Origin of the sequence: Solemya pervernicosa gill symbiont (assembly GCF_002020875.1) — a bacterium.
Classification (GTDB): domain Bacteria; phylum Pseudomonadota; class Gammaproteobacteria.
The window spans coordinates 54,929-70,074 of the sequence record NZ_MPRL01000009.1; the positions used below are offsets into that span (position 1 = coordinate 54,929).

Annotated in this window: 12 protein-coding genes; all 12 read left to right on the top strand. The window is 54.1% G+C overall.

Annotated features, from left to right (window positions below):
* Window positions 1–393 precede the first annotated feature (393 nt).
* On the top strand, window positions 394–798 hold the full coding sequence (flgB, locus tag BOW52_RS03720) for a flagellar basal body rod protein FlgB (RefSeq protein ID WP_078482743.1): 405 nt from the start codon (window positions 394–396) through the stop codon (window positions 796–798).
* On the top strand, window positions 798–1,214 hold the full coding sequence (flgC, locus tag BOW52_RS03725; RefSeq protein WP_135622000.1) for a flagellar basal body rod protein FlgC: 417 nt from the start codon (window positions 798–800) through the stop codon (window positions 1,212–1,214). Before flgB ends, flgC begins: the two co-directional genes overlap by 1 nt.
* A gap of 14 nt (window positions 1,215–1,228) precedes the next feature.
* Entirely contained in the window at window positions 1,229–1,927 is a 699-nt protein-coding gene (locus tag BOW52_RS03730) for a flagellar hook assembly protein FlgD (RefSeq protein ID WP_078482745.1), read from the top strand.
* A gap of 22 nt (window positions 1,928–1,949) precedes the next feature.
* A complete protein-coding gene (locus BOW52_RS03735) occupies window positions 1,950–3,935 on the top strand; it encodes a flagellar hook protein FlgE (protein ID WP_078482746.1) in 1,986 nt (661 codons plus the stop codon).
* Window positions 3,936–3,956: 21 nt separating this feature from the next.
* Window positions 3,957–4,700 carry a flagellar basal body rod protein FlgF gene (locus BOW52_RS03740; RefSeq protein WP_078482747.1) on the top strand — a complete coding sequence of 248 codons (744 nt, stop codon included), beginning with the start codon at window positions 3,957–3,959 and terminating at the stop codon, window positions 4,698–4,700.
* Between the two features lie 80 nt (window positions 4,701–4,780).
* Window positions 4,781–5,566: a flagellar basal-body rod protein FlgG gene (flgG, locus tag BOW52_RS03745; RefSeq protein WP_078482748.1), complete on the top strand. Its 786-nt coding sequence runs from the start codon at window positions 4,781–4,783 to the stop codon at window positions 5,564–5,566.
* Window positions 5,567–5,583: 17 nt separating this feature from the next.
* The gene (gene flgH, locus BOW52_RS03750; RefSeq protein ID WP_078482749.1) at window positions 5,584–6,279 is read left to right on the top strand and encodes a flagellar basal body L-ring protein FlgH; all 696 of its coding nucleotides are present in this window, start codon (window positions 5,584–5,586) and stop codon (window positions 6,277–6,279) included.
* A 38-nt stretch (window positions 6,280–6,317) separates the two neighbouring features.
* Window positions 6,318–7,424: a flagellar basal body P-ring protein FlgI gene (locus BOW52_RS03755; protein ID WP_135622003.1), complete on the top strand. Its 1,107-nt coding sequence runs from the start codon at window positions 6,318–6,320 to the stop codon at window positions 7,422–7,424.
* A 19-nt stretch (window positions 7,425–7,443) separates the two neighbouring features.
* Window positions 7,444–8,439 (top strand): flagellar assembly peptidoglycan hydrolase FlgJ, encoded by a 996-nt coding sequence (gene flgJ, locus BOW52_RS03760; RefSeq protein ID WP_078482750.1) that lies wholly within the window; start codon window positions 7,444–7,446, stop codon window positions 8,437–8,439.
* Between the two features lie 69 nt (window positions 8,440–8,508).
* Complete coding sequence (flgK, locus tag BOW52_RS03765; RefSeq protein WP_078482751.1) at window positions 8,509–11,919, top strand: flagellar hook-associated protein FlgK; 3,411 nt, start codon at window positions 8,509–8,511, stop codon at window positions 11,917–11,919.
* 3 nt (window positions 11,920–11,922) lie between these two features.
* Complete coding sequence (flgL, locus tag BOW52_RS03770; RefSeq protein ID WP_078482752.1) at window positions 11,923–13,860, top strand: flagellar hook-associated protein FlgL; 1,938 nt, start codon at window positions 11,923–11,925, stop codon at window positions 13,858–13,860.
* Between the two features lie 261 nt (window positions 13,861–14,121).
* On the top strand, window positions 14,122–15,146 hold a 1,025-nt coding region (locus tag BOW52_RS03775; protein ID WP_456242905.1), incomplete at its 3' end, for a flagellin N-terminal helical domain-containing protein.

Genomic DNA, 15,146 nt, shown 5'->3' on the forward strand with positions numbered 1-15,146 from the left:
ACCCGGCAACACCTTCGTAACGCTTATACACGTAGGGTAGGTCGAGCAAAGCGACCCCCACCACATAGCAACGTAATTACACTCATTCACCCTTGGTGGGTTTCCCTAATAGGACTCGAACCTACGGTTCATCGCGCTTTCGCTCAACCCACCTTACATTCAATAGATGCGTGCAAGAGAGCAACTCTCTGTTCACAGTTCGGGCGCGTCAACAAACCATCACCTATCGATTGCCGTAATCCTTAAAACCTTGCCGCATGGCGGCGAATTCTTGCCGTTTAGTACCTCTTGTTACCTTCAAAATGTTACAACCAGTTGTTATCTATGAAATAAACGCTAGTGGCATATCTTTTGCATTTTCTCTGTCCAGAAGAGAAATGTGTGAGGTGCAAGATGCCAATAAATATCGATTCAGCATTGGGGATTCATTCAGAAGCGCTACGGGTTCGTGCTCGTCGTGCCGAGTTGATCGCATCCAATCTGGCCAATGCCGATACCCCCAACTACAAGGCGCGCGATATCGACTTCAAGGCCGCTTTGGGGCAGGCGCAGGACCAGATGTTGGGGATGCAAGGTATGAACCGCACCCACTCAAACCATATCACCAGTGCCAGTTCAGGCGGTGTCGGCATGGAACCGGCTTATCGAGTTCCCAATCAGGCATCACTTGATGGCAACACCGTCGATGTGCACGTTGAACAGGCTGAGTTTTCTGAGAACTCCATTCAGTACCAGGCGAGCCTGAGATTCCTGGGTGACAAGATCAAGGCGATTCGCGGCGCCATTCGAGGAGAGTAATTATGTCGCTATTTAATGTATTTGATGTGTCAGGTTCGGCGTTAAGTGCACAGTCGGTGCGTCTTAATACCGTTGCCAGTAACCTGGCGAATGCCGATAACGTCGCGACCACACCTGAAGAGGTGTACAAGCCGCGCCAGCCTGTCTTCTCGGCCATTCTCGACTCGATGAATCCAAACCAGGCTGCCAAGGGTGTGCGGGTTGATGGTGTAGTCGAGAGTCAGGCCGACCCACTAATGAAATATGACCCCGGTAATCCACTCGCCAATGAGCAGGGCTATGTCTACAGCCCCGATATCAGCACCGTGGAGGAGATGTCGAACATGATCTCCGCCTCTCGTTCCTATCAGAACAATGTTGAGGTGATGACCACCTCCAAACAGCTGCTAATGCGCACGCTGCAGCTTGGCCAGTAGGGGGGTAGCTGATAATGACAAACGCGATTGATCAATCGACCCTCTCAGCCCTTGGGCTATCTACAAAAACAGCGAGTAAGGATGCTGAGGTTGATGCCAATGCACTCGGTCAGGAGCAGTTCCTGACCCTGATGCTGACTCAGCTACAAAATCAGGATCCCTTCAAGCCGATGGAGAGTGGTGAGTATCTGACCCAGATCGCTCAGTTCAGTCAGGTCACCGGTCTGCAGGATCTACAGACTTCATTCGACGACTTTGCCGGCAGGATGCAATCGAACCAGGTGCTTCAGGCATCGAATATGGTCGGTCGCACGGTGCTGGTCGAACCGCAAATGTCTGATGGCAAAGCGGTTGGCAACCTCAATGAGGCTGGCTTGGCCGGTGGTGTTGAGCTGCCGCAGGCGAGTGAAAAACTCACCGTAGAGATTTACGACACCTTTGGTCAACACGTCCGCAGCATTGACTACGGCAGTGTGGAGAAGGGGATTAGCTATTTCGTCTGGGATGGACTCAATGAGCAGGGTGAGGCAGCACCACCCGGACGCTATCTGGTAAGCGCTAATGCGCGTTTTGGTAATGAAGTAGAGGCAGTGGAACCGCTGATGGCCGACTCGGTTGGAAGCGTATCACTGGGTACAGGTACAAGTGGTTTCAAAGTCAATCTGAACGGGCTGGGAGAGTCGGAATTCTCTCGCATTCGCCAGATTATGTAATCGATTTCAGGAGATATTAACTATGTCATTTAATACAGCACTGTCAGGTTTGAAAGCGGCCGCAGCCGATCTGGGCGTCATTTCAAACAACATCGCAAACGCCAGCACCAACGGCTTTAAGCAGTCTCGTGCAGAGTTTGCCGATGTATACGCCGTTTCCTCCAGTGGTACCTCATCCAATGCGATCGGTAGTGGTGTGCGTCTTGCCGCTGTATCGCAGCAGTTCACCCAGGGCACCATCTCTTACACCGATAACAACCTTGATCTGGCGATCAACGGTGATGGTTTTTTTGTCCTTGAGGATAACGGTTCACGACTCTACTCACGTGCCGGTAGTTTTCAGGTTGACCGTGATGGCTATGTGGTCAACAACCTCAGCCAGCGTTTGATCGGTTTCCAGGCCGATGCGACCGGTGCAATCACCGGTGCGATTGGTGACATGCAGCTCGATACCTCAAACATCCAGCCTAATGCAACTCAGGATGTGGATGTGTCGGTGAACGTTGACTCTGCGGCGGCGGTTCCAGGTAATCCTACAGCAACCACCGGTATCGATATTAGTAGTGGCGATCTCGATACCGACCCAACCGCAACCAACAACTTTGCGGGCCTGACCGTAATAGATGATTACGGTTATGAGCATGATCTTGACCTGTCGCTGACGGCCTTTGAAGGTACCAGTGCAGATTTTACCGGGCTGATCACAAAATCAGATTATTCGGGTGCGGGTGAAACTGCGACGATCGATTTCACATACGACAATGGTTCAACCACCGCTATAACCCTGAATGCTAACTATGCAACGGATGATGGTGTTCTTGGTGAGGTCGTTAGCCAGCTAAATACCGCCACGGTAGCCGGTCGTTTTACCTATGACGCGGGCACCGATGTCATTACCGACACCCTGAGCCCATACACCGTTGACGTTTCCACCGTCACTGATGGAACAACCGCCTCGGGCTTTGCAACCACTCAGACCGGTACAGAACGTCTAGGCGAATATGACGTGACCTACACCGTTGATGGCGTAGCGAGTCTGATACCTCAGACCATTACCCTCGGCGGTAATCAGAACATCAGCATCGACCTGACGGGTAATGCCAGCAATCTGCTCAACGCGCCAGATCTTAATATCGATCTCTCCTTCGCCAACATGACGCAGACGACGCCTGCAGCAGCGGTTTCGACCGTTATTGCTGATGGTGTCGACAAACAGGTTATTGCCTTTGATCCCGATGAGCCCGCGAGCTACAACAACTCAACCTCTTTGAGCGTCTATGACTCTCAGGGTGGTACCCATCTGCTGACTACCTACTATCGCAAGATGCCAGAGCCCAATAAGTGGGAGGTTCACCACTTCATGGATGGCGCTGCTGTCTATCCAAACGATGATCCCGATCTCAATTTCATCGCTGAGTTCTCTCCAGGTGGTTCGATCAGCCAGCTCTGGGCACGTGACGACTCTAGCCAGCCCGATCAGCCCACAGTTGCTGACAGCGCCATCGCTACCCTCTCATTCAACATGACCGGCATCGATGTCGACACCCCCGGAAACGATGTCGACCCCATCGATCTGAGTGTTGATGTCAGTGCCCTGACGCAGTACGGCGCCGACTTCGCCGTTTTCGCCCTGTCGCAGGATGGTTACTCAACCGGTCGACTCAGCGGTGTCGATATCTCCAATGACGGTACCGTCTTTGCCCGTTACAGCAACGGTCAGTCACAGGCGCTGGGTCAGGTAGCACTGGCCAGTTTCGCCAACTCACAGGGTTTGAGCCAGCTGGGTGATACCAACTGGGCCGAGAGTTTCGACTCCGGTGCAGCACTGGTCGGTCAGCCCGGTACGGCGAGTCTGGGTCTGGTTCAGGGTGGTGCGTTGGAGGATTCCAACGTCGACCTCTCGGGGCAGCTGGTAAAGATGATCACATCACAGCGTAACTACCAGGCGAATGCGCAGGTCATCAGCACCAATGACCAGATAACCCAAACCATTATCAACATCCGTTAATCGATAGGTTGAGGTGACGTTATGGACCGCATGCTCTATTTGGCGATGGAAGGGGCGAAGCAGACGCTTCGTTCCCAGTCGATCAACAGTAACAACCTGGCCAATGTCAGCACCACCGGCTTCCGTGCCGATCTCGATGCCGTAAAGAGTCTGCAGGTCTACGGCCCCGGATATGAGGGTCGTGTCTACCCGAGCACCGAAAGTAACGGCTCCGATCTTTCAGCTGGCACCCTGGTTAGCACCGGGCGCGAGCTCGACTTTGCCGTTAAAGATGGCGATGGCTGGATCGGTGTGCAGGCCCCTGACGGTGTTAGTGAGGCCTATACCCGTGCCGGTGATCTGCGCTTTACCGAGAGCGGCATGCTGACCAACGGGGCCGGTCATCCGATTCTCGGTAACGGCGGCCCAATCGTATTACCCCCCTTTGAAAAGCTTGAGATCGGTGCCGATGGCGCGATCACCATTCTCCCCGTCGGTCAGGACGCCACCACCATGGTGGTGGCCGATCGTATTCGTCTGGTGTCGGCTGATCCGGGCCAGCTGGAGAAGCGTAACGATGGCCTGATGTACACCCGCGACGGTATCAACATCGAGCCCGACACATCGGTTCGTGTCACCTCCGGTGCGCTCGAGTCGAGCAACGTCAACACCGTTGAAGCGATGGTGAAGATGATCGAGCTGGGTCGAAAATTTGAGATGCAGGTGAAGATGATGAAGACCGCACAGGATAACGATGCGGCGTCGGCACGACTATTGCAGAGTTAGGGTTAAGCGCCAATAAGTGACGGAAACTTGTCATTCATCACCGGCATAAAGAACAAGCGATATAGAGCAGGAGAAGAACGATGGAAAGATCATTATGGATAGCCAAAACTGGCCTCGATGCGATGCAGACTCGCATGGCAGTGGTTTCCAATAACCTGGCCAACGTTAATACTACCGGCTTCAAAAAAGATCGTGCGGTATTCGAAGACCTGCTCTATCAAAATGTACGTCAGTCCGGTGCGCAGACCACCGAAGACACGCAGATGCCTGCCGGTCTAAACCTCGGTACTGGTGTCCGTGTCGTGGCCACCGAGAAACAGCACACCCAGGGAAACATTGTCTCGACCGATAACGCACTCGATATGGCGATCAACGGTCGTGGCTTCTTCCAGATTGCAATGCCGGATGGTTCAACCTCCTATACCCGTGATGGTTCGTTCCAGGTCAACTCATCGGGGCAGATCGTCAACTCTGATGGCTACCTGCTTCAGCCCGGTATCACCATTCCCGAGAATGTTCTCAGCGTAACAGTCAGCCGTGACGGCATCATCTCAGTACAGGAGCAGGGTGCAACCACCTCCACAGAGGTCGGTTCGATTCAGCTTGCTGACTTTATCAACCCAACGGGCCTCCAGCCTCTGGGTGACAACCTCTTTAGTGAAACCTCATCGAGTGGTACCGCCTCAGCCGCAACCCCGGGCCTGAACGGTATTGGCAGCGTGATGCAGGGTTCGATTGAGGCCTCCAACGTCAATGTGGCTGAGGAGCTGGTCAATATGATCGAGACCCAGCGTGCCTATGAGGTTAACTCCAAGGCGATCTCCACCACCGACGCGATGCTGCAGTACGTCGCTAACCAGCTTTAAGCGAAAGGGTAGCCGTGATGAATAAATTACTGAGCAGGTCATCAATCGCCATTATCACTGCGGCATTGCTGCAGGGCTGCATTAGCAATCCACCGCAGCGTGGTGAGCAAGCCTATACCCCGACCATTCCGCGTACACCGATGCAGGTACCGCAAAACACCGGTTCGATCTACCAGGCCGGGAACGAGATTATTCTGTTTGAGGATCGCAAGGCGCGCCGTGTTGGCGACATCATCACCGTCGTTCTCTCCGAGACCACATCGGCGAAGAAGTCTTCAAACGTCAGTACCACCAAGGACAACTCTGTTGAGATATCTGCCCCGACCGTCTTTGGATCGGTGCTTGAGATGAAACCAAAAAGCCTGATCAAGGGACTCGATGCGAATCTCACCTCAGCACAGGGCTTTGATGGGTCAGGGGGTGCCGACCAGAGCAATAGTCTCAGCGGCACCATCACCGTCACTGTCTCCGAGGTGATGCCCAACGGCAACCTGCGCATTAGCGGTGAGAAGTGGATGCAGCTCAATCAGGGTGAAGAGTTTATCCGTATCACCGGCCTGGTCAGGGCTGATGATCTCAAGTCCGATAACACCATCCTCTCAACTCAGGTCGCCGATGCCCAGATTACCTATAGCGGTAAGGGCTTTGTCGCCGCAAGTAATGAGATGGGTTGGATGGCGCGCTTCTTTAACAGCGGTGTATGGCCCTTCTAAAGGCCGTTCCCTGCGGAGAATTTGAGATGAACCGGTTAATGAAAAATAGCGTAAAGGGTCTGCTCGTAGCCGTGATGCTGGTGACCACTGCGGTGGTCCAGGCGGAGCGGGTCAAGGATCTCGCCTCGGTCGCTGGCGTACGAAATAACCAGCTGGTCGGTTACGGTCTGGTCGTTGGTCTTGATGGTACGGGTGACCAGACCAGCCAGGCACCTTTCACCGTACAGAGTCTGAAAAACATGCTGGCGCAGTTTGGTATCACCGTGCCACCAAATGTAAATCCGCAGCTGAAGAATGCGGCGGCCGTTGTCATCCACGCCGATCTACCCCCCTTTGCCAAGCCGGGTCAGAATATCGATGTCACCGTATCCTCAATCGCCAACTCAAAGTCGCTGCGAGGCGGCACACTGTTAATGAGTCCACTCAAGGGTGCCGATGGCAACGTCTACGCCATCGCTCAGGGTAGTCTGGTGGTTGGTGGTTTTGGTGCCGGCGGTTCGGATGGTTCTCGCATTACCGTTAACGTACCGAGTGTCGGTCGTATTCCCAACGGTGCGACCGTTGAGCGTTCTGTGGTCAGCCCCTTTAATCAGGGTGACTTTGTAACACTCAACCTGCACAGCCAGGACTTCACCACCGCCAACCGTCTCTCTACAGCGATCAATCGTGCCATGGGCGCTGATACCGCCAGTGCGATGGATGCGACCTCAGTTCGGGTACGCGCACCGCAGAGTCGTTCACAGCGTGTCGCTTATATCTCGATGCTGGAGAACCTTACTGTTGAACCGGGTGATGCCGCCGCCAGGGTGATCGTCAACTCGCGCACCGGCACGGTGGTGATCGGGAGCAATGTCCGTGTCTCACCCGCCGCTATCTCTCACGGCAATATGACCGTCACCATTACTGAAGAGCAGGAGGTGAGTCAGCCTGCTCCACTGGCCGGTGGTACCACGGCTGTCACCCAGGCAAGCAATGTTGAGGTGGTGCAGGAAGATGCACGTATGTTCCTCTTCAACCCCGGTATCACACTCGATGCGATTGTACGTGCAGTCAACCAGGTTGGTACCGCTCCCGGTGATCTGGTCGCAATTCTCGAAGCCCTCAAACAGGCCGGTGCACTACGCGCTGAGCTGATCGTGATCTAGGGCACAGCCGTCGAACGTCATGAACGAGCTGAGTAACGCCTCCACTTACACTGACTTTCAGGGCCTTGCGGGTCTGAAGCAGCAGGCGCGCAGTGAGTCTCCCGAAGCGATTCGGGAGGTTGCGCGTCAGTTCGAGGCGATGTTTACCCAGATGATGCTCAAGAGCATGCGTGAGGCCTCGCTCTCCGAAGGTCTGATGGATAGCGATCAGAGCAAACTCTACCAGAGCATGTATGACCAGCAGATCTCACTTAATATGAGTGAGGGCAGGGGGCTGGGCTTTACCGATCTGCTGGTAGAACAGCTCGGTGGCGCACCACGTAGCACGGCTTCAAACAGTGGTGAACCCCGTGAATTCAAACTGCCAGCCCGCTCCACCATCGATCAGGTGCGGGCGATGGCTCCCCGCCCACTCGTCGTTGAAAACCCATCGGTCGATTCACAGCCAATGACCGCAGCCAGCCAGAGCGGCAATAGCGGCAAGGTTATGCCGGTAGAGATCGACCGTTTCGAAAATCCCCAGCAGTTTGTCACGGCACTCTGGCCCCATGCCCAGCAGGCCGCTGAGAAGCTCGGTACCAAACCTGAGGTGCTGATCGCCCAGGCAGCACTCGAGACCGGTTGGGGAAGTGCGATTACCCGTGATGAGCAGGGCAACAGCAGCCGCAATCTATTCAACATCAAGGCCGATAGTCGTTGGAATGGTGATAGCGCCGAAGTTTCAACGATCGAATATCGCGATGGTGTGGCGCTGCGCGAGCGGGCCAGCTTCCGTGCCTATGATGGCTACAGCGATAGCTTCAACGACTATGTCGATTTCCTGAGTGCCAATCCACGCTATCAGAAGGCGCTGGAGATGGCCGACAACCCAGAACGTTATACCGAGGAGTTACAGAAGGCGGGTTACGCCACCGATCCGAACTATGCCGACAAGATCAACCGGATTATGAACGGTGAGATCCTCGGTTCCGTCACCCCAGAGCTGCGAAATGCGGGGCAGGGGGCGTCGGTATGAAGCGTCAAAAAAATGTCTTGGCACGCTTAATGCAAATGTTGGTTATCGGAAACATTTTGGACGGTAATCATGCCTGACATCATCGGTAATAGCTTGACGGGACTGGTCGCGTATCAACGCGCCCTGGCCACTACAAGCCACAACATAGCTAACTCGCAGACGGATGGTTACAGCCGTCAGCGCGTTGAGCTGAGCGCGCGGACTCCGCAGGCGTTCGGTAACGGCTATTTTGGTACCGGTACCCAGATCTCCAATGTCAGCCGCGTCTATAACCAGTTTCTTACCCAGCAGGTGCAGTCGACCACCTCAAGCTATACCCAGCTCGATAGCTTCTATAGCAGCGCAACACGCATCGATAACCTGCTGGCAGATCCTAGTGCTGGCCTGACTCCCGGCCTCGAATCCTTCTTTAATGCCGTTCAGGATGTTGCTAACGATCCCAGTTCGGTACCGGCGCGATATGCACTGCTCGGAAATGCTGAAGAGCTGGCTAGCCGTTTCCACTATCTTGATAAGCGCCTCAATTCACTTGAGCGCGAGACCAATGCCAACATCGAATCGATGACGGTTGAGATCAACACCCTCTCTGTTGCCATTGCCGATGCCAATAATCAGATCGTACGTGCGACGGGCGCAACCAGCGGTTCGCTGCCCAATGACCTGCTCGATTCACGCGATGTACTGATCGGCAAGCTCTCTGAGCTGGTCGCTGTCAATGTGATCGATCAGGACGACGGCTCGGTTAATGTCTTTGTCGGTAACGGTCAGACAATGGTTATCGGCAGTGAGAGCTATCAGCTCGGCACTGAGCAGAGCGCTGCCAACCCCGGTTATCTCAATATCGTTCACATCACGCCGCAGAGCTCTATCGATATCACTAATAACATCACTGGTGGTGGACTGGGTGGCGTGCTCGATTTTCGTACCGAGCTGTTAGAACCCTCAAAGGCGGCGCTCGGAAGAGTCGCTGTCTCCGTAGCGCAGGCCTTCAATGAGCAACATATGAAGGGCATGGATCTCAACTCAGAGATGGGCGGTGAGTTCTTCTCCGTAGCCGATCCGGTTGTTATCGATAACTTCGATAACCAGGGTAACTCACAGATTTCCGCTGAGATTACCGACCTCGGCAAACTCACCACCTCCGACTACACGGTTAGTCGTTCCAACGGTGAGTGGTACCTGACCCGCCATGAGGATCAATTTACCCAGCGCATCGATCTACCGATTGAAATCGACGGGGTGACATTCTCGGTCGATGACAGCCTTTTTTCTCAGGATGGTGATTCCTATCTGATCCGTCCCACCAGTGGCATGGCGGCAAACTTCTCTCTGGAGATTACCGATGTGCGCGCCGTGGCAGCAGCAGCTCCCATCGTGGCACAGGCTCTCGAGGCCAATATCGGTACCGGCCTGATCTCTGCGGGCGTGATGAACGATCCATCAGCCTATATCAGAGACAACTACACGGTGCTCTCAGCAGCAGACTCCAACATAACGCTGGCTGCACAGCCAACGATACAGCTACAGGGTAACGTCCATCCCGATGACACCGTGGTTACGCTGCCCGCGGGCACCACGATTTCTGACTACGCGGGTGTTGCTCACGATGTGAATGCAACGCTTAGCAACACTGGCAAAAATAACGAGTGGCTGCTGACGGTTAATGTTGAAGAGAATCCGCTGGCAGCAACGACTGAGGCGAGTAATAGCTACCAGATCCGCTTCGATGAGAATGGTGATCTCGATACCATCGACGGGGTTCAGGCCTGGGAGATGGTAAACGGCGTGAAGCAATATACGCGCACCGTCACCATGTCGGCATTTGATGACGCTTCAGGCTACAGCAATGCCGTTGAACTCGATCTCTCGAACCTGCTTCAACTACCGGATAACTCGATGGTTGCATCAACCGTCAATGCAACTTCGGTCTCGGCACCATTGGCGCCCATCTCGCAGGTCAATGGCAAGAGCATTATCACTGCACTGAGTCAGACCGACTACACGGCTGCACCCGCGACATTCGATGTCAACGTCGGAACGACGACGGTCCCGGTCTCGTTGAATACCAATTATCTGACCTCTGCCGGAGTGGCGGCAGCAATTGAAATTCAGCTGCAAGCGGTCAATCCGAACTTTGTTGTTACGAATGAGGGTGGCGGCGATTACAGCATTAGCCTGGCCGGCTCAACTGATGCGGTCAATATTACTAATGCAAATGCAAATGCGAACGCCTTTACCGAAGGAACCAGCGCCGACTTCACCGGTGTGATTGCCGGTATAGGCAAGTTTGATTACACGCTCGATACCACCGATCTCACGATCTCGCACGGTACCGGCACGACAGCCATTCTGCTCAACAACAACTACGTCGATGAAGATGGCGTGCTGACTGAAGTCACCAGCCAACTTAATGCCGCTACTACTGCTGGCCGCTTCACCTACGCCGCTGGCGTCATCACCGATACGCTGACCACAGGTTCAATTGATGTTACATCGGTCACTGACCAGACGGTTGCATCAGGCTTTGCGGTAACTCAGACAGGCACTACAGGTCAGGGCTTCTATAACGAAAATGGTGTGGCCGGTTCCGTTTCAAGGTACTCCTTCCCCGTTCCGGGATCGATGAATGACACCGTCGGCGTCGACAACAATCTTGAGTACACCCTCTATATCAATAATGTGGTGATTTTCACGCAGAGTGAGTCCGATGTTCCGGTCACTAGTCTTGAGGAGATGCAAACCCGGATTAATACCGCTATGTCCGGTGTCGATCCCCAGGTGAATGCATACATCGACAACGGTGAACTCTTCCTCGCTTATACATCACCGATCGGTAGCCCAATCACCATTTCCGAACAGGTGATCGATACCACCAGCGGAAATCCAATCGATGCGACCGACCAGCTACACGGCTACTTCGGCAGTGATCTGGTCTACGACGGCGGCAGCCAGTCGCTGGTCAGCAGCCTCACCATCACCGCTGATACCAATCCCAGTAATGGCGATAGCTATGTAGTGCTCGATAGCGCTGGCAACAAGGTGGTTGCTGATAGTTATCAGAAGGGTGAATCGATCGATTTCCGCGGTATCAGTGTCTCAATTACCGGTGAGCCCAACACGGGTGACATCTTCACCATCGGTCCGAACGACAATGGTGTCGGTGATAACCGCAATGCACTGCTACTCGGCGAGCTGCAGAACGCCGGTCTGCTCGAAGGTGGTCACGCCTCCTTCCAGGAGGCCTACGGCGAGTTTGCTGCAGAGGTCGGCACGATTACACGCCGCACCGAGATCAACATGGAAGCGCAGCAGACCCTTAACGAACAGGTAATTCAGGCCAAAGAGTCGATCTCTGGCGTCAACCTCGATGAGGAGGCGGCCAACCTGATGAAATTTCAGCAGGCCTATCAGGCCGCAGCCCAGGTGGTCTCGGTGGCCAATCAGATGTTCAACACGCTGTTGACCGCGGTGGGGAGATAAGCAATGAGAATCTCTACGTCATTAATTTCACAGCTCGGGGTTAATTCAATCCTCGATCAGCAGGCGAAGCTAAGCGAAACGCAGATTCAGCTGGCGACCGGTAAACGTCTGCTTAATCCATCGGATGACCCCTCGGCATCGGCCAAGGTACTCGATCTGAACGAGGTGGTTGCACAGACCCAGCAGTACATCGAGAACACCACGGTGGCACGTTCACGACTGGAGCTCGAAGAGGGATCGCTGGCAGATGTAAATACCGCGCTCTATAGAATTCGTGAATTGGCGGTGCAGGGTGCTAATGCCTCGCAGACATCTCAAACCCGTGCCGGTATTGCCGCTGAGGTGAAGTTGATCCTCGATGGTCTGATCTCCACCGGTAATGCACGTGATGCCAACGGCGAATTCATCTTCTCCGGTTATCAGACCAAGACCACGGCATTTGAGCGTGACGGGGCGGGGGGCTTTACCTACAACGGTGATCAGGGGCAGCGCCATCTGCAGATCAGCCCAACACGTCAGGTTGCCGTGGGTGACTCAGGTGATGAAGTCTTTATGTCGATCAAGAACGGCAATGGTATCTTCTCCGTTGCAGACAATCTTCAAAACCGGGGTACCGGCATCATCGACCCTGGAGCAATCACCGATCCAACCCAGTATGTTGCCGATACCTATGGGATCAACTTCCCATCGTTAACCACAGCAGCGGTTGATGGGGTAACTCAGGGCAGTTTCACCGATAGCGTGGATGGCTCTGGCGGCGCTGTGAATGTACCGCTGAGTGGTTCATTAAGTGTTGCGGATAGCCCAATTGCAGCGTCCTCATTCACCATGGTCGATAGCCTGGGCGTTGAACATCAGGTTGATGTCACCCTGACCTCGACCGGTTCGCCAAACTGGAATGTCGAACTCAATATTCCAGGTGACACCACCGGCTTCTCACCCGCCGTTCAGCCGCTCGATACCACCGCCGAACCGCTGGCACTCAACTTTGGCATCTATACACCGCCTGGCGGCGGTGCACCGATCACGGTCGATATGACTGTGCCCGCCATTGCCGAGGCAACGGCCACCAGTGTGGTGACTGCAGATGATCTCGGTTATGAGCTGCTGATTAATGGCACCTCGATCTACCTCCAGGATGAAGAGGATCAGCCGCTCTCCGATCTCGATGCGCTGGTCACAGCAATTAACAACGCGCCAAATAACACAGCACCGAACACGCCCTTTGTTGAGGCGGCAGTAGTTGATGGGGCGCTCTATCTAAGAAATGTTCCCGCTTCTTCGACACCGATCACCGTGACAGAACGAATCACCGGTGGTGCAGATGCGGCGGATGAAATAACGGGATATTTCGGTAGTGATCTAACGGGAATCTATCCCGCTGATAGCACCGCTGAAAACAATATGACGGTCGATTTCACCGAGGCCGGTAGTGTCTACACCGTCAACGACAGCCTGGGCAATGTCGTGACCTCAGGTCAGTACGAGGAGGGTGGACAGATCGCCTTCAACGGTATGCGGACCTATATCGAAGGTGGCCCGCTCACTGGCGACAGCTTCACCGTAGAGCCGAGTGAGAACCAGGATCTGTTTGCAACAATCCAGACCTTCATTGATGCACTGGAAGGTGCCTACTCAGGCAGTGGCAATGGTGCTGCATTCAGCAATGCGATGAACCGCGTACTGATGGATCTCGGTCAGGCAGAGGTGAATATCGACAACGTACGCGCCCAGATCGGTGGCCGTCTCAACGCACTCGATAACCAGGACAACACCAACGCCGACTACATCGTGCAGATGCAGACCACGCTGTCGGAGCTGCAGGATCTTGACTACGTCGAGGCAACAGCGCGACTCAATATTCAGATGGTTGGTATGCAGGCCGCACAGCAGGCCTATGTGCGAGTGCAGGGTCTCTCGCTCTTTAACTACATCGGCTAATGGCTGCGACACAGAATTTAAAATTGGTGGAAAAGATTATGAAAATTAAATTACGAAACAAAAAGGATCTGTACGGAAATACGGAAATGGGGGAGGGCTATGGTTGAAAACTCACATTAAAAAATTTGAATTCCCCTGAAGGGCTCAAAAAGCCCGAACAAGTTTAAAAGCGGTGAATAACATCAAACGAAGTTATATCCGCTGATTTATAAAACCGGTACTGAACAACAGACCGGAAGTAAAAAATAAAGGAGAGCTATCATGCCTCAGGTTATTAATACAAACGTAATGTCGCTCAACTCGCAGCGTAATCTGTCTAAGTCGCAGGGTGCGCTGCAGGTTTCACTGCAGCGCCTCTCATCCGGTCTGCGCATCAATAGCGCCAAGGATGATGCGGCGGGTCTGGCTATCTCTAACCGCATGACCTCGCAGATTCGTGGTTTTAATCAGGCAGAGCGAAATGCTAACGACGGTATCTCACTGGCGCAGACTGCTGAGGGCGCGCTGGCTGAGAGTACCAACATCCTGCAGCGAATTCGTGAGCTGGCGATCCAGTCAGCCAACTCCACCAATTCAACCACTGACCGCTTGAGCTTGCAGTCTGAGGTCAATCAGCTGATCTCAGAGTTGGATCGTATCTCCAACACCACCACCTTTAACGGCCTGAAGCTGCTTGATGGCTCCTTCACCGCACAGACCTTCCAGGTCGGTGCTGAAGCGAATCAGACCATCAACGTTACCGTCTCTGGTGCCACATCTGATTCTCTCGGTATTAACAAAGTGACGGTGAACAACACTACCGATGGCCTGACCGCTGCGACCAATAGTGGTGGCGGTAACATCACTACTGATATGGGTGGTGTAACGGGTGCGGTTGATGTGGCAACGGCCGAAGCGGCTGCTGTTACGGCACAGACTGTCACCGTGACCGATGCACTCGGTGCCACTGAGACTGTTGCGATTGCCGGTACAGATAGCGCCAAAGAGGCGGCAGCCAGTCTGACCGTAGCGACCGGTGTTACCGCAACAGCCCGTGAAAATGTGGTTGATCTCGACTTTAGCTCAACGGCCAACGTTGATGACGGCGATACTGTCAGCTTCCGACTCTATGGTGATGCGGGTGCTTTCCAGGCCGTCTCCTTCGCCTACGATGCATCGGGTGGTTCACTTGCCTCACAGGTCGAGTCTGCTATCACTGGCGGTGCAGAGCCGGGTGATCTGGCGGCAACCGTCTCCGGTGATGTAGTGACCATCACCAGTGCCGGTGGTGAGAATATCGGTATCCA